The sequence below is a fragment of the Mycobacterium mantenii genome (genome assembly GCF_010731775.1).
GTDB classification, from domain to species: domain Bacteria; phylum Actinomycetota; class Actinomycetes; order Mycobacteriales; family Mycobacteriaceae; genus Mycobacterium; species Mycobacterium mantenii.
On the sequence record NZ_AP022590.1, the window covers coordinates 2,406,536 to 2,428,932 of the forward strand.

Annotated in this window: 21 protein-coding genes; 15 read left to right on the plus strand and 6 right to left on the minus strand. The window is 63.3% G+C overall.

The window, feature by feature from the left end:
• Positions 1–2 precede the first annotated feature (2 nt).
• Positions 3–473 carry a (2Fe-2S)-binding protein gene (locus G6N50_RS10815; protein WP_083097075.1) on the plus strand — a complete coding sequence of 157 codons (471 nt, stop codon included), beginning with the start codon at positions 3–5 and terminating at the stop codon, positions 471–473.
• A 33-nt stretch (positions 474–506) separates the two neighbouring features.
• Here the strand turns inward: G6N50_RS10815 and G6N50_RS10820 are convergent, their stop codons facing one another.
• Positions 507–2,393: an FAD-binding protein gene (locus G6N50_RS10820; protein WP_232068940.1), complete on the minus strand. Its 1,887-nt coding sequence runs from the start codon at positions 2,391–2,393 to the stop codon at positions 507–509.
• Positions 2,305–3,597 carry an aromatic ring-hydroxylating oxygenase subunit alpha gene (locus tag G6N50_RS10825; protein ID WP_083097192.1) on the minus strand — a complete coding sequence of 431 codons (1,293 nt, stop codon included), beginning with the start codon at positions 3,595–3,597 and terminating at the stop codon, positions 2,305–2,307. The genes G6N50_RS10820 and G6N50_RS10825 overlap by 89 nt, the downstream gene beginning before the upstream one ends.
• Positions 3,598–3,920: 323 nt before the next feature.
• Between G6N50_RS10825 and G6N50_RS10830 the strand changes: the two genes are divergently transcribed.
• The 4 genes from G6N50_RS10830 (at position 3,921) to G6N50_RS10845 (ending at position 7,826) form a co-directional block, all read left to right on the plus strand.
• A complete protein-coding gene (locus G6N50_RS10830) occupies positions 3,921–5,099 on the plus strand; it encodes a cytochrome P450 (protein ID WP_083097072.1) in 1,179 nt (392 codons plus the stop codon).
• Complete coding sequence (locus G6N50_RS10835; protein ID WP_197748064.1) at positions 5,096–5,296, plus strand: ferredoxin; 201 nt, start codon at positions 5,096–5,098, stop codon at positions 5,294–5,296. The genes G6N50_RS10830 and G6N50_RS10835 overlap by 4 nt, the downstream gene beginning before the upstream one ends.
• 239 nt (positions 5,297–5,535) lie before the next feature.
• The gene (locus tag G6N50_RS10840; protein ID WP_083097070.1) at positions 5,536–6,774 is read left to right on the plus strand and encodes a cytochrome P450; all 1,239 of its coding nucleotides are present in this window, start codon (positions 5,536–5,538) and stop codon (positions 6,772–6,774) included.
• 314 nt (positions 6,775–7,088) lie between these two features.
• The gene (locus tag G6N50_RS10845; RefSeq protein ID WP_083097068.1) at positions 7,089–7,826 is read left to right on the plus strand and encodes a glucose 1-dehydrogenase; all 738 of its coding nucleotides are present in this window, start codon (positions 7,089–7,091) and stop codon (positions 7,824–7,826) included.
• A 146-nt stretch (positions 7,827–7,972) separates the two neighbouring features.
• Here the strand turns inward: G6N50_RS10845 and G6N50_RS10850 are convergent, their stop codons facing one another.
• Positions 7,973–8,422: a MarR family winged helix-turn-helix transcriptional regulator gene (locus G6N50_RS10850; protein WP_083097066.1), complete on the minus strand. Its 450-nt coding sequence runs from the start codon at positions 8,420–8,422 to the stop codon at positions 7,973–7,975.
• 121 nt (positions 8,423–8,543) lie between these two features.
• On the opposite strand from G6N50_RS10850, the gene G6N50_RS10855 reads away from it, so the two are divergent.
• From G6N50_RS10855 to G6N50_RS10880, 6 genes are read left to right on the plus strand one after another with little or no spacing between them, the layout of a single operon-like run.
• On the plus strand, positions 8,544–9,512 hold the full coding sequence (locus tag G6N50_RS10855) for a thiamine pyrophosphate-dependent dehydrogenase E1 component subunit alpha (protein WP_083097064.1): 969 nt from the start codon (positions 8,544–8,546) through the stop codon (positions 9,510–9,512).
• A 14-nt stretch (positions 9,513–9,526) separates the two neighbouring features.
• On the plus strand, positions 9,527–10,531 hold the full coding sequence (locus G6N50_RS10860; RefSeq protein WP_197748065.1) for an alpha-ketoacid dehydrogenase subunit beta: 1,005 nt from the start codon (positions 9,527–9,529) through the stop codon (positions 10,529–10,531).
• Positions 10,524–10,766: a biotin/lipoyl-containing protein gene (locus G6N50_RS10865; RefSeq protein ID WP_083097062.1), complete on the plus strand. Its 243-nt coding sequence runs from the start codon at positions 10,524–10,526 to the stop codon at positions 10,764–10,766. Before G6N50_RS10860 ends, G6N50_RS10865 begins: the two co-directional genes overlap by 8 nt.
• Positions 10,767–10,786: 20 nt before the next feature.
• Positions 10,787–12,130, plus strand: a complete 1,344-nt coding sequence (locus tag G6N50_RS10870; protein ID WP_083097060.1) for an aromatic ring-hydroxylating oxygenase subunit alpha — start codon at positions 10,787–10,789, stop codon at positions 12,128–12,130.
• 11 nt (positions 12,131–12,141) lie between these two features.
• Positions 12,142–13,827: an FAD-binding protein gene (locus G6N50_RS10875; RefSeq protein WP_083097058.1), complete on the plus strand. Its 1,686-nt coding sequence runs from the start codon at positions 12,142–12,144 to the stop codon at positions 13,825–13,827.
• Positions 13,824–14,324 (plus strand): nuclear transport factor 2 family protein, encoded by a 501-nt coding sequence (locus G6N50_RS10880; protein WP_083097056.1) that lies wholly within the window; start codon positions 13,824–13,826, stop codon positions 14,322–14,324. The genes G6N50_RS10875 and G6N50_RS10880 overlap by 4 nt, the downstream gene beginning before the upstream one ends.
• Before the next feature lie 25 nt (positions 14,325–14,349).
• On the opposite strand, the gene G6N50_RS10885 is transcribed toward G6N50_RS10880, so the two are convergent.
• Positions 14,350–14,979, minus strand: a complete 630-nt coding sequence (locus G6N50_RS10885; protein WP_197748066.1) for a nitroreductase family protein — start codon at positions 14,977–14,979, stop codon at positions 14,350–14,352.
• A 628-nt stretch (positions 14,980–15,607) separates the two neighbouring features.
• On the opposite strand from G6N50_RS10885, the gene G6N50_RS10890 reads away from it, so the two are divergent.
• From G6N50_RS10890 to G6N50_RS10905, 4 genes are all read left to right on the plus strand, one after another.
• A complete protein-coding gene (locus tag G6N50_RS10890; RefSeq protein WP_163650839.1) occupies positions 15,608–16,579 on the plus strand; it encodes a cytochrome P450 in 972 nt (323 codons plus the stop codon).
• A complete protein-coding gene (locus G6N50_RS10895; protein WP_083097051.1) occupies positions 16,579–16,776 on the plus strand; it encodes a ferredoxin in 198 nt (65 codons plus the stop codon). Before G6N50_RS10890 ends, G6N50_RS10895 begins: the two co-directional genes overlap by 1 nt.
• A gap of 216 nt (positions 16,777–16,992) precedes the next feature.
• Positions 16,993–18,054 carry an amidohydrolase family protein gene (locus G6N50_RS10900; RefSeq protein ID WP_232068980.1) on the plus strand — a complete coding sequence of 354 codons (1,062 nt, stop codon included), beginning with the start codon at positions 16,993–16,995 and terminating at the stop codon, positions 18,052–18,054.
• Positions 18,055–18,167: 113 nt separating this feature from the next.
• A complete protein-coding gene (locus G6N50_RS10905; protein ID WP_083095878.1) occupies positions 18,168–18,977 on the plus strand; it encodes an SDR family NAD(P)-dependent oxidoreductase in 810 nt (269 codons plus the stop codon).
• 47 nt (positions 18,978–19,024) lie between these two features.
• On the opposite strand, the gene G6N50_RS10910 is transcribed toward G6N50_RS10905, so the two are convergent.
• Both G6N50_RS10910 and G6N50_RS10915 read right to left on the minus strand, forming a co-directional pair.
• A complete protein-coding gene (locus tag G6N50_RS10910; RefSeq protein ID WP_083095881.1) occupies positions 19,025–21,439 on the minus strand; it encodes a CaiB/BaiF CoA-transferase family protein in 2,415 nt (804 codons plus the stop codon).
• A gap of 4 nt (positions 21,440–21,443) precedes the next feature.
• Positions 21,444–22,397, minus strand: coding sequence for an enoyl-CoA hydratase/isomerase family protein (locus G6N50_RS10915; RefSeq protein WP_083095884.1), 954 nt, complete (start codon positions 22,395–22,397; stop codon positions 21,444–21,446).

Here is a 22,397-nt window from a genome sequence, read left to right on the forward strand (position 1 = left end):
CAATGCATGAATTACCCGTCGAAATCACCGTCAATGGCCGCGTCACCGAGGCGGTCGTGGAGCCTCGGCTGACCCTGGCGGACTATCTGCGAGAACATTGCGGACTCACCGGCACCCACCTGGGCTGCGAACACGGAGCGTGTGGCGCATGCACCGTGCTGCTCAACGGACAGGCCATCCGCTCCTGTCTGATGTTCGCGGTACAGGCAGCGGGCATGGAAGTGATCACGGTTGAAGGAATCGCCAGCCCGGAGGGCGAGCTCTCGCCCGTCCAGGCGGCGATGCGGGAATGCCACGGACTGCAATGCGGTTTCTGCACACCCGGTTTCGTCGTATCGATCACTGCTCTACTGAACGACAATCCCCATCCCACCGACGCAGAAGTGCGCGAAGGCCTTTCCGGCAACTTCTGCCGATGCACGGGGTATCAGGGCATCGTCAACGCCGTGCACCGCGCCGCTGAAACCATATGAGGGAAGCGGCAGGTTCTGCCCGTTAGGACAGCTCTAACCGGTGGTCGATTGAGCGTCTGGTAGACCGACCGCGGGGCCGGGTTGGCCCGTCGCGTGTCGTGCTGCGATGAACGAGAAGACAGCCGATGCTCCGATGCTTGCGCCCGCGCCCGGATATGCGCGGCCCATGACCGAGGCGGTGATGTTACCGGCGGCGTAAAGACCGGGCATTACGTCACCGTTGACGTTGAGCACTTCCGAGTTCTCGTTGCACAGCAGTCCCCCGGACGTTCCGACGTCGCCGGGATAGAGCTGGACCCCGTAGAAGGGCGGCTTGTCCAGTGGGCCGAGGCACGGGTTGGGTTTGTGCCGTGGGTCTCCTTGGTAGCGCTCGTGGGCACCTTCGCCACGGCGGAAGTCGGTGTCCACGCCGGCAACGGCGAAGCGATTGAATCGTTCGACGGTTGCCTTGAGCACCGCCGGGTTTATCCCGCATTGATCTGCGAGTCCGGCCAACGTATTGCTGCGCTTGACGTAACCGCCATCGAGCCATTTCTTCGGCGTCCATCGTGGTGGGATGGTGCCCAACAGGTAGCGGGAGCGGTGTCGGGCGTCCAAGACGAGCCAGGACGGCACTGCTCCCCCGGTCTCACGCTCGCGTTTATACATTTGCCGGCCCGCCTCCATGTAGGAGACGGCCTCGTTGAAGTACCGCTGTCCGGATGCGTCGACGATGATCGAACCGGGTCGTGAGCGTTCCGCGATGATCCCGTCCCTCTTGTTGTCCGGACCGAGAATCGTGGGGAGCCACCAGGAGTCGTCCATCAGGTCGGCTGCGGCGCCGTGCCCGATGACGGTTTCCAAAACTTCACCGGTGTCGCCGGGATTGGCGATCGTCCAGCTGCCGTCGCTAGGGTCTTGCCCATATTTGTGTCGCATCGCGCCGTTGTGCGCGAAACCACCGGCGGAAAGCAGCACGCCTCGCCTGGCCAAGATGTGAAGCTCACGTCCTTGCTGGCGCACCGTCGCCCCCACAGTGCGCCCGTCCGCCTTGATCAGGTCGACGAACGCGGTCTCGGTCCAGATCGGTACCTGATGGCGCTGCAGGACTTCTAGCAGCTGCGCGATCAGGGCAGCCCCATTGGTGGTCAGCCGCTGGTTGCGAAGTCGGCCCCGAATCGTGCGCGCCGCGACTCTTGCCGCGAACATCAGCGCACGGCGACCGGGGACCAACGAAATTTTCGCGGCTTCACCGGTACGAAGCACCATCGGGGCGGCGATGGCTGGACGTAATTGTTTGGCCAGTGGCCCGATCCGTCGGGTATCAGTCGGCGCACACTCGATCGCACGTCCTCGAACCGAGCCAGCGGAAATCCCCTGGACCTCGGCGTAGTAGTCGGAATAGCCCTCGCAGCGCACAAAACGCATGCCCTGCTGCTCGAGCATCCGGACCATGTTGATGCCCTCGGTGACGTATGCCCGCCTACGCGCATCCGACGAGGCCGGACCGGCGTCGCCCACCACGTCAGAGAAGTAGCGCAACGCCTCATCGGTCGAGTCCGGCACGCCATCGCGCTGCATCAGGGGGTTATTCGGCAACCACATCACGCCACCGGACATTCCGGTCGACCCCCCTACATACTCGCTTTTCTCGATCACGAGCACGTCGAGGCCGGCTAACTTGGCAGCAACCGCGCCGGCGAGCCCTGCGCCGCTGCCGACAACCAAGAAGTCTGTTGCATGGTCCCAGTTGGCTATTGCGGTGACCTCCTCGCTAGTGGTCGGTGATCTCGATTCGACAGGGCAGTCGATTTCGTCGCCAGCGCGTGACTCCACAGTTGAAGCGTCGGCTCTACATGCGGGCCGCCAGGCGGCGGTCCAGTTCTTCATGCATGTTGGCAATCGCAATCTCGTATTTGTTCGACAACCGAAGATGTTCAAATCCCATGGTGCGCAAGCCACGCTGCTGGGCCTCGATGTTGGAGAAGTCCTGGCGGGGAATGAGCCCCCACTGCTCGGTGTCTTCCTTGTCGAACACGCCGAGCAGCTCGGCTCGCTCGGGCTCGTGACCGGCCGGAAAGCTGGTCAACGACCACACATCGAACTGGCACCACTCGGGGTCATCGTTGTAGGGCCTGCTGCGATAGCACAGGCAATTGCCATACATCGGCAGCATGAGGTAGTTCGGGAATATAAAGATGTCTCCACCCCAAAGTGCCATTTTCTCCGAGAGCGGCGCCATCGAAATCCCCGCGCCCGCGGCGTAGTCGTACAGGGCGGCGATAGCAGCCGTGCTGAAGTCGGCGCCGTCGTTCCCGATCGTGTTGCGCAGGCCCTCGAAAACGCGTACGTCGTTGTCCAGCACCATGGCGTCCATACCATCGGCGAGCAGCTGAGCGTATTCGATGAACTGATCGCCGTCTTGGACTTGCTGGCCGTATTCGTTGCCTTGAAAACGGGAGTGACCGTTCTTGAAGGCCGTGTAATCAATGGCCCCGGCCGCGAACTCGCCCGCTTCTTCGCCTCCACCCATCAGAAGCTGGGGATGAGTTTGCGGGACATGGTAGCCCTCGAAGAAGGCTTCTTGGGCTATTTTCCAGTTGGCGTTGAGGATGACCTTCTTCCACCACTTCACCCGCATGTTGCCGACGCCGACGCCGTCGAGCAACTCAGTGACCGGCGAGAGGGCCTGCATCAACGGTGGGGCGTCCAAGTCCATGTTGATCCAGACGTGACCGGCCCAGGTCTGCACCAGGCACTCGCGAAGACGCAGATCATCGGAATTCAGACACCGCGGATCGAACGCCGATTCCTTGAATACAAACGAGTTTGACCCGTCCAGGTTCCAGCGCCACCCATGAAACGGGCACACCAGCTGACCGGCCGGCAGCCGTCCGCATCCCTTGGCCAGCTCGGTAGCCCGATGCCGGCACGCATTATGAAACGCCTTGATCGAGCCATCGGTCTGGCGCACCAACAAGATCGACCTACCGGTGATCTCGTACTCCACGAAATCACCGGGATTGGGAAATTCCTCCTCGCGCGCCGCCATCTGCCACACATGGGGCCACAGGTGTTCCTTCTCGAGGTCGAAGAACTCCCTGTAGTGGTAGCGCTCCTTGGGGACATAGATCGGTTCCTGCATCGCGTACGGAACCTTGGCGCGGACCTCAGCGGAATTAGCTCCCAAGACCGCCTCGTCAGCCGAACTCACTGGCGAGCGCCACTGTTCGAATCGAGGACTGTCACGACTACTGCCCCTCCTGCCGTCAGATCGGATGACGACTTTGCCGCCACAGTCGGCTAGCCGGCAAAAGCCTTCCGGCGCGGGCCAGCGCCGAGTGGGCCGCGCTGGTCCCGTTGACATCTTCCCTGCGGTGTGGCTCTAATACAAGTGTAATGGCCATGAAAGTTCGCGATACGGTGTGACCGTATCGGCGCCTGATCGCTACCGAGGAGGCAGTTGCCGTGTCGACATTTCGGCTGGCCGATGTGCCGATGGCAAGGGATCGGACGTCTGGGTTTCGCTACGTCAGTTCAGCCGGCGCAGTGGTGCGGGCGGTCGATGACGGCGCCTGGCTTTTGACCAGTGAGGAGGCGGTGCGGTTCGCCCAACGCCACCCGGAGATCTTTGCCTCGGCAGGGGCAACGTCGGCCGGTTCGACCATTCCGATGCCGCTGGTGCCGGTGGCGAGCGACCGGCCCGACCATACCCGGTATCGCAAGATCCTCGACCCGATGTTCTCCCCGCGGGTCATCAATGCCATGGAAGATGACCTGCGGGCGCAGATTAGAGACTTGGTCGCCGCGTTTGCCGACAAGGGCGAGTGTGACGTCGTCGCCGATGTGGCCCGGTTGTACCCGGCACAGGTGTTTTTGACTTTCTTCGGATTGCCGTTGACCGATCGCGACCGGCTCATCGACTGGGTCGAGACCATTTTGGACAACTCCACCGGGGTGGGCACCGCTGCGGGCAACCCGGCGGTCGCCCAAGCCGCCACGGCGTTGTTGACCTACATCCATGGCTACATCGAAAAAAAGCGGCAAGAACCTAGCGACGATGTGCTGGGCCGCATTCTGGCTCTGCAGGGCGACGAGGCCTGGTCGACCGAAGAGCTGCTCGGTTTTGTTTTCGTGTTCACCCTGGCCGGACTCGACACCGTGGCCGCAGCGATCGGATTCACCATGCGTCACCTGGCGCTGCATCCTGATTTGCGCCGCCGGGTCATCGCCGATCCCGGGCTGGTGGGCCCCGTCGTCGAAGAGATGCTGCGGCTGGAGCCCCCGGCCCCGGGGGTCACCCGGGTCACCACCGAAGACGTCGAAGTGTGCGGGGTGAAGATCCCCGCCGGCGAATCGGTGGTGCTGTATTTGGGCACAGCCAACCGTGACCCCGGCCGCTACACCGATCCCGACACCTTCGACCTGGACCACTCCGAGGTGGGGCACATGACCTTCGGCGGGGGCATCCACCGCTGTCTGGGCTCGCATCTGGCCCGCCGCGAGCTACGCCTGGTCGTCGAGGAATTCCACAAACAAATCCCCGACTACGACATAGCCCCGGGCTTCGAACCCGAAGTCAAATGGCCATCGGGCACCATCCGGCTTGCCTCGCTGCCACTCACATTCCCTTCAGGCAGTCCATGATGCGTCTGCACATCGACGAGGGCCTGTGCACCGGAAACGGCCGCTGCTATGCGCTATTCCCCGAATTGTTCATCGACGACGACAGCGGCTACGGCCAAACGACCGGTGACGGCACCGTCGCAGCAAACCACAAAGACGACGCACACCGAGCCCCCTTGTGTTGCCCCGAAAAAGCCATCACCATCGAGGACCCCTAGACGCGCCAGCGCTGATGCCGATGAAACTCATGATCGATCAGGAAAAGTGCGTTTCCGTCGCGTCAGTACGTGCTGAAACGACCTGGAAAGGAGCCGAAATCCTAGACGAACGTGACCAGGACGGCATCGCCGTCCCTGCTCGCCCGGGCATCCATCCGCCAGCAGGGAAGTCACCGGTCGTCATGCGGCCGCGACCTGGCCCGCGCTGACGATCTTCTCCGAGGAATTACAACCACGACATGTCTGACATGCTGACCGGCGCCGGCGCCGTCTCCGATATCCCCGAATACCCGATGGCAAGAGATCCACGTTGCCCGTTGGCTCCACCGCCAGAAGTCCTCGAACACGTTGCGAGTAAGCCGGTTTCACGCGTTCGCATTTGGGATGGCAGCACCCCTTGGCTGATCACGGGTTACCGGGAAGCACGGGCACTGTTTTCGGATGCCCGGGCAAGCGTCGATGACCGGCTTCCAGGGTTTCCGCACTGGAACGAGGGTTTTGCGGCGACCGTGCACACGCGGCCACGGTCGGTATTCACCTCGGATGCCGAGGAGCACACGCGATTTCGCCGGATGCTGTCAAAGCCGTTCACCTATAAGCGCGTTGAGAGTCTTCGACCGGCTATTCAGACGATCACCGATGAGTGCATCGACGCGATGCTCTCGGGTCCCCGACCGGCCGACATCGTCGCAACGCTCGCGCTGCCGATCCCCTCGCTGGTGATCAGCCGGCTTCTGGGGGTGCCGTATGGAGAGGCCGAGTTCTTTCAGGAACAGGCCACTGTCAAGCTAGCCCGCTTTGCCACTGCCGAGGAGAACGCCGAGCGATCGTTGGTGTTGGCCGCCTATATGGCCACTCTCGTGGAGGCGAAGATGTCCGAACCCGCCGAGGATGCGGTGTCCGACCTCGCAGAGCGGGTCACGGCCGGCGAGCTCACCGTCAAGGAGGCCGCTCAGCTCGCCAGCGGACTACTAGTTGCCGGGCACGAGACCACCGCGAACATGATCGGGCTTGGGGTGCTTGCGTTGCTGGAGCACCCTGACCAGTTGGCCGTAATACGCGACGCCGCAGATCCAGGCGTCGTGGCGAACGCGGTGGAGGAGTTGCTTCGTTACCTGTCCATCGTCCAAACCGGTCAGCGGCGTGTTGCCGTGCAGGACATCGAGATCGCCGGAGAGGTGATCCGCGCCGGCGAGGGCATCATCATCGACCTCGCACCGGCCAACTGGGACGCCGCGACATTCGACGAGCCGGATCGTCTTCACCTGCACCGTGCCGAGGCCGCGCAGAACATGGCTTTCGGCTACGGCAGGCATCAGTGCGTCGGTCAGCAGCTCGCCCGCGCCGAGCTCCAGATCGTGTTTCCGGCCTTGTTCCGCCGCATTCCGACGCTGCGCCTTGCCACCCCGATCGAGGATGTTCCGTTCAAACACGACCGGCTGGCCTACGGCGTCTACGAACTGCCCGTAACTTGGTGAACGCCGCTTTCACACAATTTCGAATGCAGTATTGACGATATCGCCACAACCACGCACCACGACGCTCTACCCCAGAGGCGTTGGCGCACCGAAGCGGGAACTTCCTCGTCCTCTGTCGTGACGACTCCCAGTCGATAGTCCGCACGAAGCAGTCTTGATGTTGATGGCGGTCGCGATGGTCGTATTCGTCTATTGCTCTTGATATTCCACTTTGTTCAGCGGGCGAAGCCACTATCGAAGGATGAAATGCTCTAGTAGTCAGCGATTTTGCTGTAACCCCTCGCAAAAGTCCTTCCGGCCGTTAGTATTTCCTGATGGGCAGAGTCGATGACAAGGTGGCACTGATCAGCGGCGGGGCGCGCGGCATGGGTGCCGCGCATGCCCGACGGCTTCTTCGTGAAGGAGCCAGCGTCGTGCTCGGCGACGTCCTCGACAACGAGGGCCAAACCCTTGCAGCGCAGCTCGGCGACGCCGCGCACTACGTCTCCCTCGACGTCACCAATCCTGATCACTGGCACCGTGCCGTGACCGCCACAGTCGAGCGATTCGGCAAGCTCGACATTCTTGTGAACAACGCCGGAATCGTCAACACAAGCCCGCTGCGGGAATACGCGCTCGCCGACTGGCAACGAATCATCGACATCAACCTCACCGGCACATTCCTCGGCATGCAGGCCGCGATCGATCCCATGATCGACGCCGGCGGCGGGTCCATCATCAACATCTCCTCGATCGAGGGCATGGTTGCCAGCCCTCTCGTGCACGGCTACGTCGCATCGAAATTCGCCGTGCGTGGCATCACAAAGTCGGCAGCGGTTGAGCTGGCCCCGCACAGAATCCGGGTGAACTCGATCCATCCCGGACTGGTGCACACCCCGATGAGCCAAAACACCCCCGATGGCCTCTTCCCCATCCCATTGGGTCGCATCGCCGATCCCGAGGAGCTCTCAGCGTTCGTGGCGTTCCTCGCCAGCGACGAATCGTCCTATGCCACCGGCACCGAATTCGTCGTGGACGGCGGCTTGACGAGCCAGATCCCCAGCCGGTCCTAACGCGTCCGAAGAACTGGTCTATCGAAAGTGAAAGTCGACTTATAGCGATGGCTGGGACGGCCACCAGCTGCAGCAAGACCTGTGGCATGGTGGTCGAAGCCGAGAATGGCAACCGAGGTAGCGGCGGCCGCACCGTAGGGACGCTGTCACCTGTCCACGTAACGCTGCAGCAGGCTGCTCAGTTGATGGCACTCCTCCACCGTGAGCGCACCCTCGAGTTCCTGCTCGACCCCCCACATCTTCGGCATGGCGTCTTTTAAAACACGCCGGCCGTCTTCGGTGATGAACGACCGCACAATTCGTCCGGACGCCGGATCCGACTTGCGGTCTATGAGGCCCTTGTTCTCGAGGGTCGCGAGGATCAGCTGTGCGGCCTGCGGCGTCGTGAACATGCGCCGGCCGATCTCCACGCCGGTGATACCGGGATTGTCACAGATACGGCGCAGCACACCGGCTTGCGCTGCGGTCAGCCCCAGCTGGCGCAACGCTTCGTCGAAGGAACGCCGCGTGTAATAGAACGCTTGGTTGATCAGTTGCGCGAGTTCGGACTGGACCGGAGCGGTGTTCGAGCCGGCCGGCTTCCGATTTTTGGACATGTGACCACCTTATTGAGCCAGGGGCACGTCAATGCTACGAAGGCTCCGTCAAACCATCAAGTCCTTGACAATCCCGCACAGCTGCAACAGGCTGTATTCCGACCGCTACAGAAGAGGGGCCATGTCAACGAAACGGCAGCTGTACGAGTCGATGGCGCTCATGCAGGCGGCCGATGATCGGCTGAGTAAGGGCATCAGATCCGGCGAATTCATGTGCGTCTATTGGCCTTCCCGCGGCCAAGAGGCGATCGCCGCCGCCGTCGGCGCCTGCCTGCGAACCGACGACCAGCTCGTCACGACCTATCGCGGGCTGCACGACCTGATCGGCAAGGGTGTCCCGTTGGTGGAGATCTACGGCGAGATGATGGGACGCGTGGTCGGGGCCGCCGGAGGCAAGGGCGGCACCATGCACATCGCCAAGCCGGAGTGCGGCGTCATGCTCTCGACGGGCATCGTCGGCGCGGGCCCGCCGGTCGCCGTGGGTCTGGCTATGGCCGCCCAGCGCAAGGGCCTCGACCGCGTGACCGTCGTCAGCTTCGGCGACGGCGCGGTCAACACGGGTTCGTGGCACGAGGCCGCCAACATGGCGGCGTTGTGGAACCTGCCGGTGATCTTCCTGTGCCAGAACAATCAGTACGGCGAGATGATGCCGGTCGAGCACAGCATGAAGATCGAGCAGATCGCGCAACGCGCCAGCGGCTACGGCATGCCCGGCGTGCGGGTGGACGGCAACGACCCCGTCGCCGTGCTGACTGCCCTCGACGACGCGGTGCACCGCGCACGGCGCGGTGAGGGGCCGACGCTGCTCGAGTGTGTCACCTTCCGCTTCCGCGGCCATTACTTCGGCGACCCGCAGGCATACATCCCGGCCGAGCAGCTGGCGGCCGCTCAGGCGGCCGATCCCCTGCCCACTTTTCGCAAGCGGCTGCTCGACGAAAATGTCTGTACGGAAGCCGAACTCGCGAAGATCGAAGCCGACGCCGAGGCTGCGGTCGAGGACGCGCTGAAGACCGTCCTCGCCGCCGCGCCGCCGGCAGTCGACGTTCTCGACCGCGACGTGTACGCCGACGCCGCCAACTGCCCCGCCTGACACAAAGGTTGACCATGGACGAGCAAGACATGAACATGCGGGAGGCCAGCAACCTCGCGCTCGACCAAGCGCTCGCCGCGGACCCACGGGTGTTCCTGCTCGGCGAGGACATCGCCGACCCGGGTGCCAGCGGACCGACCAAGGGCCTGTCCACCAAGTACGGCGCCGACCGCGTGCTCGACACCCCGATCTCGGAGGCCGCGATCATCGGCGCTGCCGTGGGTGCGGCGATGGAGGGTTTTCGTCCGGTCGCCGAGATCATGATCATGGACTTCATCGGCATCGCCGCCGACCAACTGATCAACCACGCGGCCAAGCTGCGCTTCATGACCGCCGGCCGCACCTCGGCACCAATCACGGTGCGCACGCAAGTCTACGGCGGAATCGGTACGGGTGCCACGCATTCGCAGTCATTGGAGGCCTGGTTCATGCATATCCCGGGCCTGAAGGTCATCGTCCCCTCGACACCCCGAGATGCGAAAGGTCTTCTCGCGTCGGCGATTTTCGACGACGACCCGTGCCTGGTGCTGGAGACCATCCGGCTGCAGGCGCAGCGCGGACCGGTTCCCGTCGACCCGGACTTCCGCATCCCGCTCGGCCAGGCCGACATCAAGCGCGCCGGAACCGACGTCACACTCATCGCCTACGGGCGCGGGATAGTCGAGTCCCTCAGCGCTGCTGAGCTTCTCGCGAAGGACGGGGTGAGCGCCGAGGTACTCGACCTCCGGACGCTGGTGCCGCTCGACGTGCCGACAATGCTGGAGTCGGTCGGCCGCACGCGTCGAGCCGTGGTCGTGCACGACGCCGTACGCTTCGCCGGACCTGGAGCTGAGATCGCCGCGACGCTGCAGGAAGAGTTGTGGTCGACGCTCGCCGCTCCCGTTGCGCGCGTCGGCGCACGCTTCGTGCCAAATCCCGCGGCTCCTGTCCTCGAAGCCGAAATCTATCCCAACGCCGCACGGATCGCGGCGGCCGTACACAAAACCCTCGAACCGATCGGAGCCCCGACCCGTGCCTGATTTCGCCATCCGTATCCCACGTGTCGGTGTCGCCGTCGCGGAGGCGACATTGATCGAGAAGCACATCGAGGACGGCCAGCAGGTGTCCGAGGGCGATCCGCTGTTCACCATCGGAACTGACAAGGTCGAGACCGAGGTGCCCGCCGGCGCGTCCGGCACGGTGTTCTGGTCAGGCGAGGTGGACGAGACCTACGACATCGCGGCCGAGATCGGTGTCATCCGGGCATCCGAATGACGAATAGCAGGGAAAGCGTCATGACGACAATTCAGCGGCGGCCCGGCGGTGGTGTCAAACACCCGCCATTCGCGGTCAGCAATCCGAACTTCGTGCCCAGAGAGCGCTACTTCGATCGCGACTTCTTCGAGCTGGAGAAGGAGAAGCTGTGGCCAAAGGTGTGGCAGATGGCCTGTCGGCTGGAGGAGATCCCCGACGCCGGCGACTACACCGAGTACGAGATCTGCGACCAGTCCATCCTGCTCGTACGCCAGGCCGACATGTCGGTCAAAGCGCTGTACAACGCCTGCCGGCACCGGGCGACCGAGCTGTGCAAGGGTTCGGGGCGTCTGCCCGGAGGTCAGATTGTCTGCCCGTTCCACGGGTGGCGCTGGAACCTCGACGGTAGCAATTCGTTCGTGTATGCGGCCGACGGCTTCGCACGAGAAACGATGCAGCCAAACGACATTCGCCTACAGGAGTGCCGCAGCGAGATCTGGGCCGGCTGCGTGTGGATCAACATGGATCCAGACGCCCCGCCATTGCTGGACGCCCTGTCCTCGATCGCGCCGACGCTGGATGCCGTCGGCTTTGGCAACATGCGCGTGTACTGGTGGAAGGAAACCATTCTCAACGCGAACTGGAAGGTCGCGCAGGAGGCCTTCCACGAAGGCTGGCATGTCATGGCCACCCATCCGCAGTTGACCATGGGCATGGGTGAGGACTGGCCGTTCGACAACGTCGAATACACCGCATTTCCCGGCGGGCACGGCCGGTTCCGCGGGCGGATGGCCACCGATAAGGGCGGCGTCGCGCAAGGTCGCGGACCCGACGCCTTCCTCGCCCGTTCTCGAACATTGTGGGAGGGCCAGGACGCGATGGTCCTCGAACGGGACCTACGCGTGTTCGAGGGGATGTTGAACAAGGTGCGCGAGGGCGAAGACTTCCCCACCAAGGCGATCGCGGCGCTATTCGACTACGCCGACGGGGCCGGCATCCCGATGTCGAAAGAACCCGAGGGCATCAGCATGTGGGGCGGGCAGGCATTCGTCTTCCCGAACTTTTTCGTGCTGCCCCAGTATGCGAACGCGCTCAGTTACCGGGTTCGTCCGTACAACAACGATCCGGAATGGTGCCGTTTCGAGGTGTGGTCCCTGACCACCTATCCCGAGACTGCCCAAATTGGGCGCGCCCGACTGAAAGGCCGCTACGCACAGGACGACGTCGACAACTGGGGATTGATCCCGCGGCAGGATTTCAGCAACATCGAGCGGCAGCAGCGCGGCCTGCACTCCCGCAGCTTCCAGGCGATGCGCCTCGCGGCAGACCTCGAGCCTGCCATCTCGAACATGCACCAGGAACTCGACCGCTATCTAGGCGCCTGAAGGGACTGCGCATGCCCGACTGGGACTACACCACCGACGTCATCGTCGTCGGTTCGGGTGGCGGACTGTGCGGCGCCGTCACCGCTGCGGCACATGGCCTGGAAACACTCGTGATTGAGAAGGGCGCCATGATCGGCGGGTCGACCGCCATGTCAGGCGGTGTGCTGTGGCTGCCGAACAATCCGCTTATGCAGGAGGAGGGCGTCCCGGACTCCCTCGAGGAAGGGCTGAGCTACTTCGAGAGTGTGGTTGGTGACATCGGCCCCGCCTCCTCACCGGCACGCCGTCGCGCCTACATCGAAGAGGGTGTGGAGATGGTCCGCTTCCTGCGGGACCGCGGGCTCAACTTTGTTCGCTGCGAGGGGTATTCCGACTATTACGCCGGGGTGCGCGGCGTGCGGGACGGCAAAGCACGCGGCCGCTCGATTGAACCCACCGTCATCGACACGCACGAACTCGGCCCGTGGTCGGCCAAGCTGATGCCGGGCATATCCGTCGCACTCAAGATCGTGGTGATGACCGGCGAGTCGGCGACGCTGCAGCTGATCAAGCGCTCTCCCCGAGCGGTGCGCGCCGCGCTGCGCGTCGGGCGCCGCACCGCCACGGGGCGACTACGCGGGGAGCAGCGGGTCGCTAACGGCGCCTCCCTCGTCGCGCAAACTCTGAAAGCCGCTCTTGCCGAGGAGGTTTCGGTCTGGACCGACACCGGATTGACCGATCTGGTCATGGACGACGGGCGGGTCACTGGTGTTGCCGCGACACGCCACGGCCGGCCGGTGCGGATCCGCGCGCGGCACGCCGTGCTGCTTGCCTCCGGCGGCTTCGCCCGCAACCCGCAGATGCGCGCCATCTGGTCCAAGCAGCCCAACACCGGCGCGTGGACAAGCGCCAACCCGGGCGATACCGGCGAGGTGATCCAGGCTGCCATGGCGCACGGGGCCGCCGTCGACCTGATGGACGACGCGTGGTGGATCCCGTCCTCGGTCCAGCCGGACGGCCGACCGTCACCGCACAATCCCGAGCGCAGCAAGCCCGGCTCCATCATCGTCAACCGGGCCGGCAAGCGGTACTTCAACGAGGCCGTGGCCTACATGGAGGCCGGCCAGCGCATGTACGAGCACGGCGCGGTCCCGAGCTATCTGGTCATGGACTCGCGTTACTTCCGCCGCTACCTGTTCGGCTTCCGGCCCAGGTTGCCGAAAGAGTGGCTGCGCAACGGCTATATGAAGTCCGGTCAGACGCTAGAGGATCTCGCTCGTGCCTGCGGTATCGATACGGCCGGATTGACCGCGACGGTGCAGCGGTTCAATGGTTTCGCCCGTACCGGTGTCGACGAGGACTTCCACCGGGGCGAGGGCGCGCACGAGCGCTATCAGGGCGACAGCACGCACCAGCCCAACCCGTCGCTCGGCCCCCTGGACTCACCGCCCTACTACGCCGTCGAAATCTTTCCCGGCGACGTGGGAACCAGCGGCGGGTTGCTGTGCGACGAGTATGCACGCGTGCTCAACACCGCCGGCGAACCGATACCGGGTTTGTATGCGGCCGGCAATTGCACGGCCTCGGTCATGGGCCGCAAGTATCCGGGCGCCGGCGCGAGCATCGGTGCGAGCTTCGTGTTCTCCTACATCGCCATGAAACATGCTGCGGCGCAGACTATTCAGCGTTCTGCTGTAGCCAAGGGCGGCATGACGTGACGGCGGATGTCGCCGTCATTGCGCACGAGGAAATTCGGGAGCTACTGACCCGGTACTGCCGTGGTGTCGACCGCATGGACGCCGAACTGATCGCCTCGGCTTACCACCCGGACGCGATCGACGAACATGGCCTCACCCAGTTCACCGGCGAGACGGTGGGCGTCGGCATCGTTGCCCTCATGGAGTCCGCGCGGTTCAGCATGCATCACATCACGAATCAGGCGATACAGGTGCACGACGACGATCACGCCGGCTGCGAGACGTACTACGTGGTGTGGCAGACAATGTCCGATGAGGCTGGTGAGCAGCTGCTGCATGTGCTCGGCCGCTACGTCGATCGCCTGGAGCGCCGCGGCGGTCAGTGGCGCATCGCCCATCGCCTGGTGATCGTGGAGATGGTGCGCCGGCTTCCACTGGACGGCACCGAGTTTCTCGGCGCTCGACATGCCTGCCGCGACCGGACGGACCCGTCCTATGCCGTACTGACCCATCCCTGACCGAAGTTCGCGAGGCGACCTGAAGTCACCACCGATCGTGGTGAAGGACGTCCTCGACCGGTCGGCGGGTCAGCGGTCCGAATGGGCGCGCCGGCCAACCGAGGGGAATGGTGACGGCGATGTATCGATCGTCGGGGACGGCCAGGATCTTCCGGACGTCGGCCTCCGCGAAACGATGAAACGTCGTGAAAGCCGCGCCCAGCCCGAGCGCACGAGCGGCGACCACCATGTTCTGTGCCGCAGCGTATACCGCGGAGTACATGAAGGTCGGATCGGGCGCTTGCTCCGGATAGTTGTTCTGCCCGCACACGAAGATGAGCACCGGCACCTCGCCCAAGGTGGCGAGCAGATTCATGGCACCGGCGACCGTCCGACGCGCCGTGGGCTCCGCCACCGATTGCGCAACTGCCGCGGACCCCAGCGGTGCGAACAGGGCGCCCAACCTGGCACGCACATCAGAAGCCTGCACCACCACGAAATCCCACGGCTGACAATTGTTCGCGCTCGACGCTCGCGTGCCTGCCCAAATCACCTTCTCGACAAGCGAATCGGGAACCGGCTCCGGCCGGAAGTAGCGCATGGCCCGGGCCGTCCCCATGGCTTCGAGCGTCTCGATAGGACCGGCGCCGGTCAGGTTGTCGTCGTGCGAGGTCACCGCGAGGTTTTCCGATCGCCTGATCGCGGAACGTGCAACGATCGATCGCCGGTGAGGCGGACGGCGCCTTTTCGGACGGCAGCCATCCGCGGTGACTGATTCGCAATGGTTTCCATCGGACCTGTGAGCTCCTCTAGATTTGACGCCTGGTGAGGTTGAGCCGCGCTCGCAAGTCTCGGATGCGCAATCGGCGCGACGCAATGGGGATCAACGCCACAACACGGGTCGCGAGCGCCTTGCCGGCCGCGGTCGACTACTTCGGGATAGGCGACAGCACGAGCCGTCATCGCATGGACGCCGCGGATACCCGTTGACATGTTCCCCGTTAGTTGGATCTAATACAAGTGTAATGTTCACGGAATTCCAAGAGCAGTGCAACTGTATCGGCACTGACCAAACGAGGAGGTAGCCACCGGTGTCGACATTTCGGTTGGCCGATGTCCCGATGGCCCGCGATCGGACATCAGCATTTCGATACGTCAGCTCCGCTGGTGATGTGGTCCATTCCGCCGATGACGGAACCTGGTTGCTGACCAGTGGCGAGGCTGTGCGTTTCGCCCAACGCAACCCAGAAATTTTTTCCTCGGTCGGGGCCACCGCGGGCGGCTCGACGATTCCGATGCCACTGGTGCCGGTCGCAAGCGACCGGCCGGCACACACCAAGTATCGGAAGATACTGGACCCGTTGTTCTCGCCTCGCGTCATCAACGCCATGGAGGACGATCTGCGTCGTCAGGTCAGGGATCTCATCGCCACCTTTGCTGACAAGGGTGAGTGCGACGTCGTCGCCGACCTCGCACGCCTGTACCCCGCTCAGGTCTTCCTCACGTTCTTCGGCTTGCCTCTTTCCGATCGTGACCAGCTCATCGGTTGGGTCGAGACCATCCTCGACAACACAACCGGAGTCGGTACCGCCGAGGCCGGCCCGGTAGTCGCTGAGGCCGCTACCGCGTTGCTGACCTACATCCATAGCTACATCGAAAAGAAGCGGCAAAAACCCAGCGATGATGTGCTCGGCCGGATCCTGGCACTGAGCGGCGACGAGGCGTGGACGGTTGAAGAACTGCTCGGCTTTGTCTTCGTCTTCACGCTGGCCGGGCTGGACACTGTCGCCGCTGCGATCGGATTCACCATGCGTCACCTCGCATTGAACCCTGATCTGCGGCGGTCGCTGATCGCCGATCCGACCTTGGTGCCGGCAGTCGTCGAGGAGATGCTTCGCTTGGAGCCACCCGCTCCCGGCGTCACCCGCATCACCACCCAGGACGTCGAGGTGTGCGGCGTTCAGATCCCCAAGGGCGAATCGGTCGTGATCTATCTAGGCACCGCCAACCGCGACCCGGACCGATACGAGGATCCCGACACCTTCGACCTGGCGCACTCGGACTTGGGACACGTGACGTTCGGGGGTGGGATCCACCGCTGCCTGGGTTCCCATCTGGCCCGTCGCGAACTTCGCCTTGTCGTCGAGGAATTCCACAAGCTGATCCCCGACTACGAGATAGCTCCGGGATTCGAACCAGAAGTGAAGTGGCCCGCGGGCACCATCCGGCTCACCTCGCTTCCGCTGAGGTTCCCGGTCACGAATGGCAGGTCGTAATGCGGCTCCACATCGACTCCGACCGCTGCAGCGGAAACGGCCGTTGCTATGCGCTCTACCCCGAGATGTTCACCGACGACGAGAACGGCTACGGGCAAACGGTCAACGACGGCGCGATCGACGCAGACCAATTAGACGAGGCACAACGAGCGACATTGTGCTGCCCCGAACAAGCCATCACCATTGAAGACAACTAGGGCCGCTGGCACCGAGTAAGGAACGCCCGATGAACGCGGCATGTGCACTGGTGAACGACCCAATAGTCATCCTCGCGAACCAGGCTGGCTACGATTGGAGGATCAACGATGTCTAGACCTTCTGCAACCTCGCTCTATCCGCCCGAGGGCCTGGGCGCGCCAAAGGATCGGCGCGGCCACGCAACTGGATGCAGTGTCGGGCTGCCGGAGGGCACGGTGGTGTTTTCTGCCGATAATCACATCACGTTGGCCGAGGACATTTTCTACCAGCGTTTCCCGGACAAGCTCAAAGAGGACGCGCCGCGGATCTGGTACGACGACGGCGCCTACCACATCGGGGTCAAGGGGCAGTCGTTTTTGTGGGACACCTTCAGCGCGGTGGTGATGCAGTACGACGATCTGCCCGGGGCGGCGAGCACCAACATCGAGGCGCGGATCGAGGAGTTGCGTGCCGACGGGGTCGATAAGGAGTTGGCGTTCCCCAACGCGATCCTGGCGCTGTTTGGCTACCCGGACAAGGAGATTCGTGAGCTGGCCTTCCGCGTCTACAACGAATATGTTGCCGAGCTACAAGAGCGCTCCGGTGGGCACTTCTACGGGGTGGGGCTGATCAACTGGTGGGATCCCCAGGGCGCCCGGCGCACCCTTGCCGAGCTGAAGTCGTTGGGGCTCAAGACATTTCTGTTGCCGTTGAATCCCGGCAAGGACGACGACGGCAACCCGATCGACTACGCGAGCACGGCGATGACGGCGGTGTTCGAGGAGATCGAAGCCGCCGGTCTGCCGCTGACCCACCACATCGGTGAGACGCCACCGAAAATCCCGTCGGAGTTCAACCCCATCGTGGTCAGCATGATGACCAACATCGACGGGTTCCGGGAAGTGTTCTCCAAGTACATCTTCGGCGGCATCCTCGATCGCCACCCCGGGCTGCAGATCGGCTGGTTCGAGGGCGGGATCGCGTGGGTGCCCTGGGCGCTGCAAGACGCCGAACATTTGGTGGCGTCGTATCGGCACATGCTCAACCGGCCTCTCGAGCACGACGTGCGCTACTACTGGGACAACCACATGAGCGCATCATTCATGCTCGACCCGGTCGGCCTGCAGCTGATCGAGCGGATCGGCGTCAACAAAGTCTTCTGGTCCTCGGACTACCCCCACAACGAAAGCACCTACGGTTACTCGGAGAAGTCGCTGGCCACAGTCGTCGAAGCTGTTGGACCCCAGGCGGCCGCACGGATCATCAACGACAACATCACCGAATTCCTCGGTCTCTAGGGTGGTCGATAGCGCGGTTCCCCGGGAGCGTAGACGTCCATGAACGTCATCATCTCCGCCCTTTGCAGCAAAAGCTCGTCTCGGTGCGCAGGTCGACACGATGGGGCAGCGAGATGACGAATGAACTGGCCGGCAAGGTCGCCATCATCACGGGTGGGGCGTCGGGACTTGGATGTGCGACCGTACGGCAGTTTGTGGCGGCGGGCGCTCGAGTGGTGATCGCCGACCTTGACGACCAGCGTGGCCCGAAACTGGCTGCCGAATGTGGTCGAAGTGCGCGATTCGAGCGCATCGACGTTTCTGACGCCGGCCAGATGGCAGAGTTGACCGCCAGCGTCGCCGATGAGCTCGGCGGCCTGCACGTCATGGTCAACAACGCCGGCATCGCGGGCACGATGCACGCCAACTTCTTAGACGACGACCTGGCTGACTTCGATCGGCTGATAGCGGTCAATCTGAGAGGCGTGATGCTGGGTACTCGCGAAGCCGCTCGTCAGATGTCTCAGGCCGGCGGCGGGTCGATCGTCAACATGTCTTCGATCGGTGGCATCCGGGCGGGCGCCGGAGTGATGACGTACCGGGCCGCCAAGGCCGCAGTACTCCATTTCACGAAATGCGCGGCGATGGAGTTGGCACAGCACGGAGTTCGTGTCAACTGCATCGCGCCGGGTGGAATCCCCACACCAATCCTGGCCTCTTCCGCCAAGCAGATGAGTGATGAAGCTCGCGATGCGTACGTAGGCGCCTGGCGCGACACCATGCGGGCACTTCGCCCGTTGGAGTGCGAGGGCACACCAGAAGATGTCGCGGAGGCGGCCCTGTACTTGGCGAGCGACCGTTCACGCTACGTCACGGGCACCGTTCTGCCGGTCGACGGGGGCATTGTCGTCGGCATGCCGACGAGGATTGAGCATCGAGGCTGAGGTTCCGGCGTTAATCGCGCAAACTCGATTCTGACTTACCCGTCCGACTACATGGCCGGTGCGCGGCCGATGACACCGTCCGCTTCGAGGTCAGCGATCTCACTCGCTGTCAGTCCAAGCTCGGTGAGCAATACGTAATTGTGTTCGCCGAGCAGCGGTGCAGGGTGTGTGTGGATACGCCGCGGGCCGCGGGACAGCTTGAACGGAAGGGTGCTGTGGGGGGTTTGAGCGTTGACCGGATGGCCGACCTCTTCGAAGAAGCCGCGGAAGTTGAGCTGAGGCAGCCTCGCCTGATGATGCGGCTGCAGCACCTTTGCTACGGGAATACCTGTATCCCACAGAGATTCGACAATTTCGTCGCCAGTCCGCGATCCGCACCAGGTGGCCAGATGTTCGTCGATCATGTCTTGCTCTCTGCGCCGCCCGTCTGCGGTCGAGAGCGCGAGACTTGCAGCCCAGTCGTCGCGCCCCACCACTTCACATAACCTCACCCATTGATCGTCGGTGGCGACGGCGATTGCCACCCAGCAGTCAAGCCGGCCGAACTCGTCGATCTCGTTGGTGCGGTACAGGTTTTGCGGCGCGGCCTTGGGGCCGCGGTTCCCGGCTCGCTGCAGCAGCGCACCATATGCGGAGTACTCGATCACCTGTTCTGCCGCAATGTTGATCGCCGCGTCGACCATTGCCGCCTCCACGAGCGATCCCTGGCCGGTCCGGCGGCGGTGCTCCAGCGCCAAGAGCAACCCGTTGAGCGCGTGAATGCCGGCGTTGGGGTCGCCGACGGAGTACGGCTCGTACGGATTGCAGTCGGGATAACCGGTGAGCCAGCTGACTCCGGCAGCTGCCTCGATGGCGTATGCGAACGCCGGGTTGTCGCGCCATGGTCCGTCCAGACCGAAGCCGGGCATGCGCAGCATGATCGCGGCTGGGTTAATCGCTTGGATTGCAGCGTAATCCAAGCCCATTTGATCCATGACGCGCGGCGTGAAGTTTTCCGCGATCACGTCCGCGGTTGTGATCAGCCGCCCAAGCAGCTCGCGCCCGGTAGCGCTCTGCAGATCCAGTGTCAGGTCTTTCTTGTTGGTATTCAAGCTCGAGAAGATCGGCGACTTCTCCCACCACTGGTCCTCGGTGATCGGGATGCCTGCGATGAGCCGAGTGCCATCGGGGTGACGGGTCGACTCGATGTGGATTACCTCCGCACCGAGCATGGCCAGCAGATGGGTGCAGCTCGGACCCGCCCAGAAGGTTGTCAGATCCAGTACGCGCAGCCCCGCCAACGGTGCGTTTGCTGAACTGGAATTCCCGGTCATCGTCAGCCGACGTTCACGGCCCTGGCCGTCGGCCAGCCGATTTCGGTACACCTCGGTGTGCTCGCCGAGGCGGGGCGCCGGTTCGGGTGAGCGGAGACAATTTGGCCGGATGCGGTACGGATGGCTCGGTTGTAGGAACCCGTTGCGCGGATTGGGCACGAAGGACTGCCGGACCTGGAAGTGTTCGAGTGCATCGATATTGGCCCCGTTGGCCACGGGCGCATTCGGGATCCGGAATGCGGTGGCGAGATCTCGTACCTCGTCCACGGTTTGGCTCTCGACCCAGGCATACAGCTCGTCAGCTTTCTCATTGGCCTGCTCGGTGATCGACAGCGGTGAGTGCTCGTCGATCCACTCCGGATGACCGCTCATCGCGCACAGGTCGAACCATTGCTGGGCGGTGCCACAGCCCAGATCCACCAGACCGTCCTTGGCTCGTGCGATGCCGGGCACCGTCAGCCGGCGGGCATCGCGCCACGGTCGGCCGAGCATCTCGTAGTAGGCCACCGGATAGTAGGTGAGCCCGAGCACATCGGTTTCCAGCATCGACAGGTCGATCAGTTCGCCTGCACCGTCACCGAGCGTCCGGAAGCGTGATGCCAGGGTCGCCGCACTCGCATACGCTCCGGCGAGGTACTCACCTACCTGACCGCCAACGAATACCGGTGCCCGATCAGCAGACCCGCGGCCAAGGCCGATGATACCGCCCGACCACGCCTGCAACGTGAATTCGGTGGCCGCTTTGTCGCGCCACGGGCCCTCCAGCCCGAACGGTGTGATCGAGGTGACCGTCAAATGGGGATGATCGCGATGCATCTGTGCCGGCGTAAACGCCTGGCTTTCAGCGAGTTTTGACCCATGTGACCAAATGACGGCATCCGCGTGCGCCAACAGCCCGTTGACGAAGTCGGCATCGGTATCCGGGTCCGCCACGACACTGTGCTTCGAGCACGCGAGAAAACTGAACAGCGCCCCCTCTTCGCCCGGCTTTATCTCCGTTCCAGATGCCGACCATCGCCGCAACGGATCTCCTTCGGGCGTCTCGACTTTGATCACCTCGGCGCCACCATCGGCGAGCAGCTTCGTGCAGTAAGCACCCGCAATTCCGGTGGAAAGGTCGACGACAACGTACCCGTTCAGCGGCTCCATCCCGCTAGCCCTTCTTTTTGCGGTTGGACTTGCTGAGCCGGAACCCCGGGGGGAACTTGCTGTCGTTCTCGTTGACCGCATTCGCCAGCCCGCTTTGGAGCGCCTCCCCCATCACCAATTCGTCACCGTCCGGCATGACGCTGGTGTCCAACGACTCGAAAAACGCCGATAGCAGGCTGCCAAGGTATTCGCCCTGATACTGCTTCACTACTTCAAAGAAGACCTTCTGCATGAACACCGTGTCCACCGACCGGTTGCGCGCGCACGCCCGCGCGTACTTGTCAACTTCGACCTCAAGCTGGTCCCGGCGCACCACCTTGTTCAGGAAATTGCACTGGAACATTTCGTCGGCGGTGAAAGGCCTTCCGGTGAAGACCATTTCCTGAAACTTCCGCAAGCCCATCGTCTGAGCCCACGTCCACATCCGCGGACCCCATCCGTGATACCTGAACGAGGGATGGCCGAAGAGCGCGTCGTCAGACGAGATCACCAGATCCGCGTCGGCACATTGGTAGAAGTGCCAGCCGTAGCAGTAACCCTTCGCTTCGACGATGCTGATCTTCTTGAACTCTTGCAGTGGCCGGTTGCCGGCCTGCGAGTTGGCAAACCACGCGCTGATCGTTGCGCCGTGCCGAAACGATCCCTTGGGCGGGTAGCTGACCTCACCGCTTTCGTTCTCCAGCCGCATCTCTGCGAGCCGCAGGTCGGGGGAGTCATCACCTTCCATGAACTCGGGCAGATCCGCACCGCTGCCCAGGTTGTCACCGACACCGCGGATGACGACCACTTTGACGTCGTTGTCAACGGTGGCCGCGCGGATCAGGTCGGCGTATCGGAGTCGTGCGGCAGATGTAGGTGCGTTCAAAAACTCGGGCCGGTTGAAGGTGATCGTGGCGATCTTCGTCTGCGGGTCCTTGTCGTAGAGAATGATCTCCTCGGGCGCGGGACGTTTTGCCAT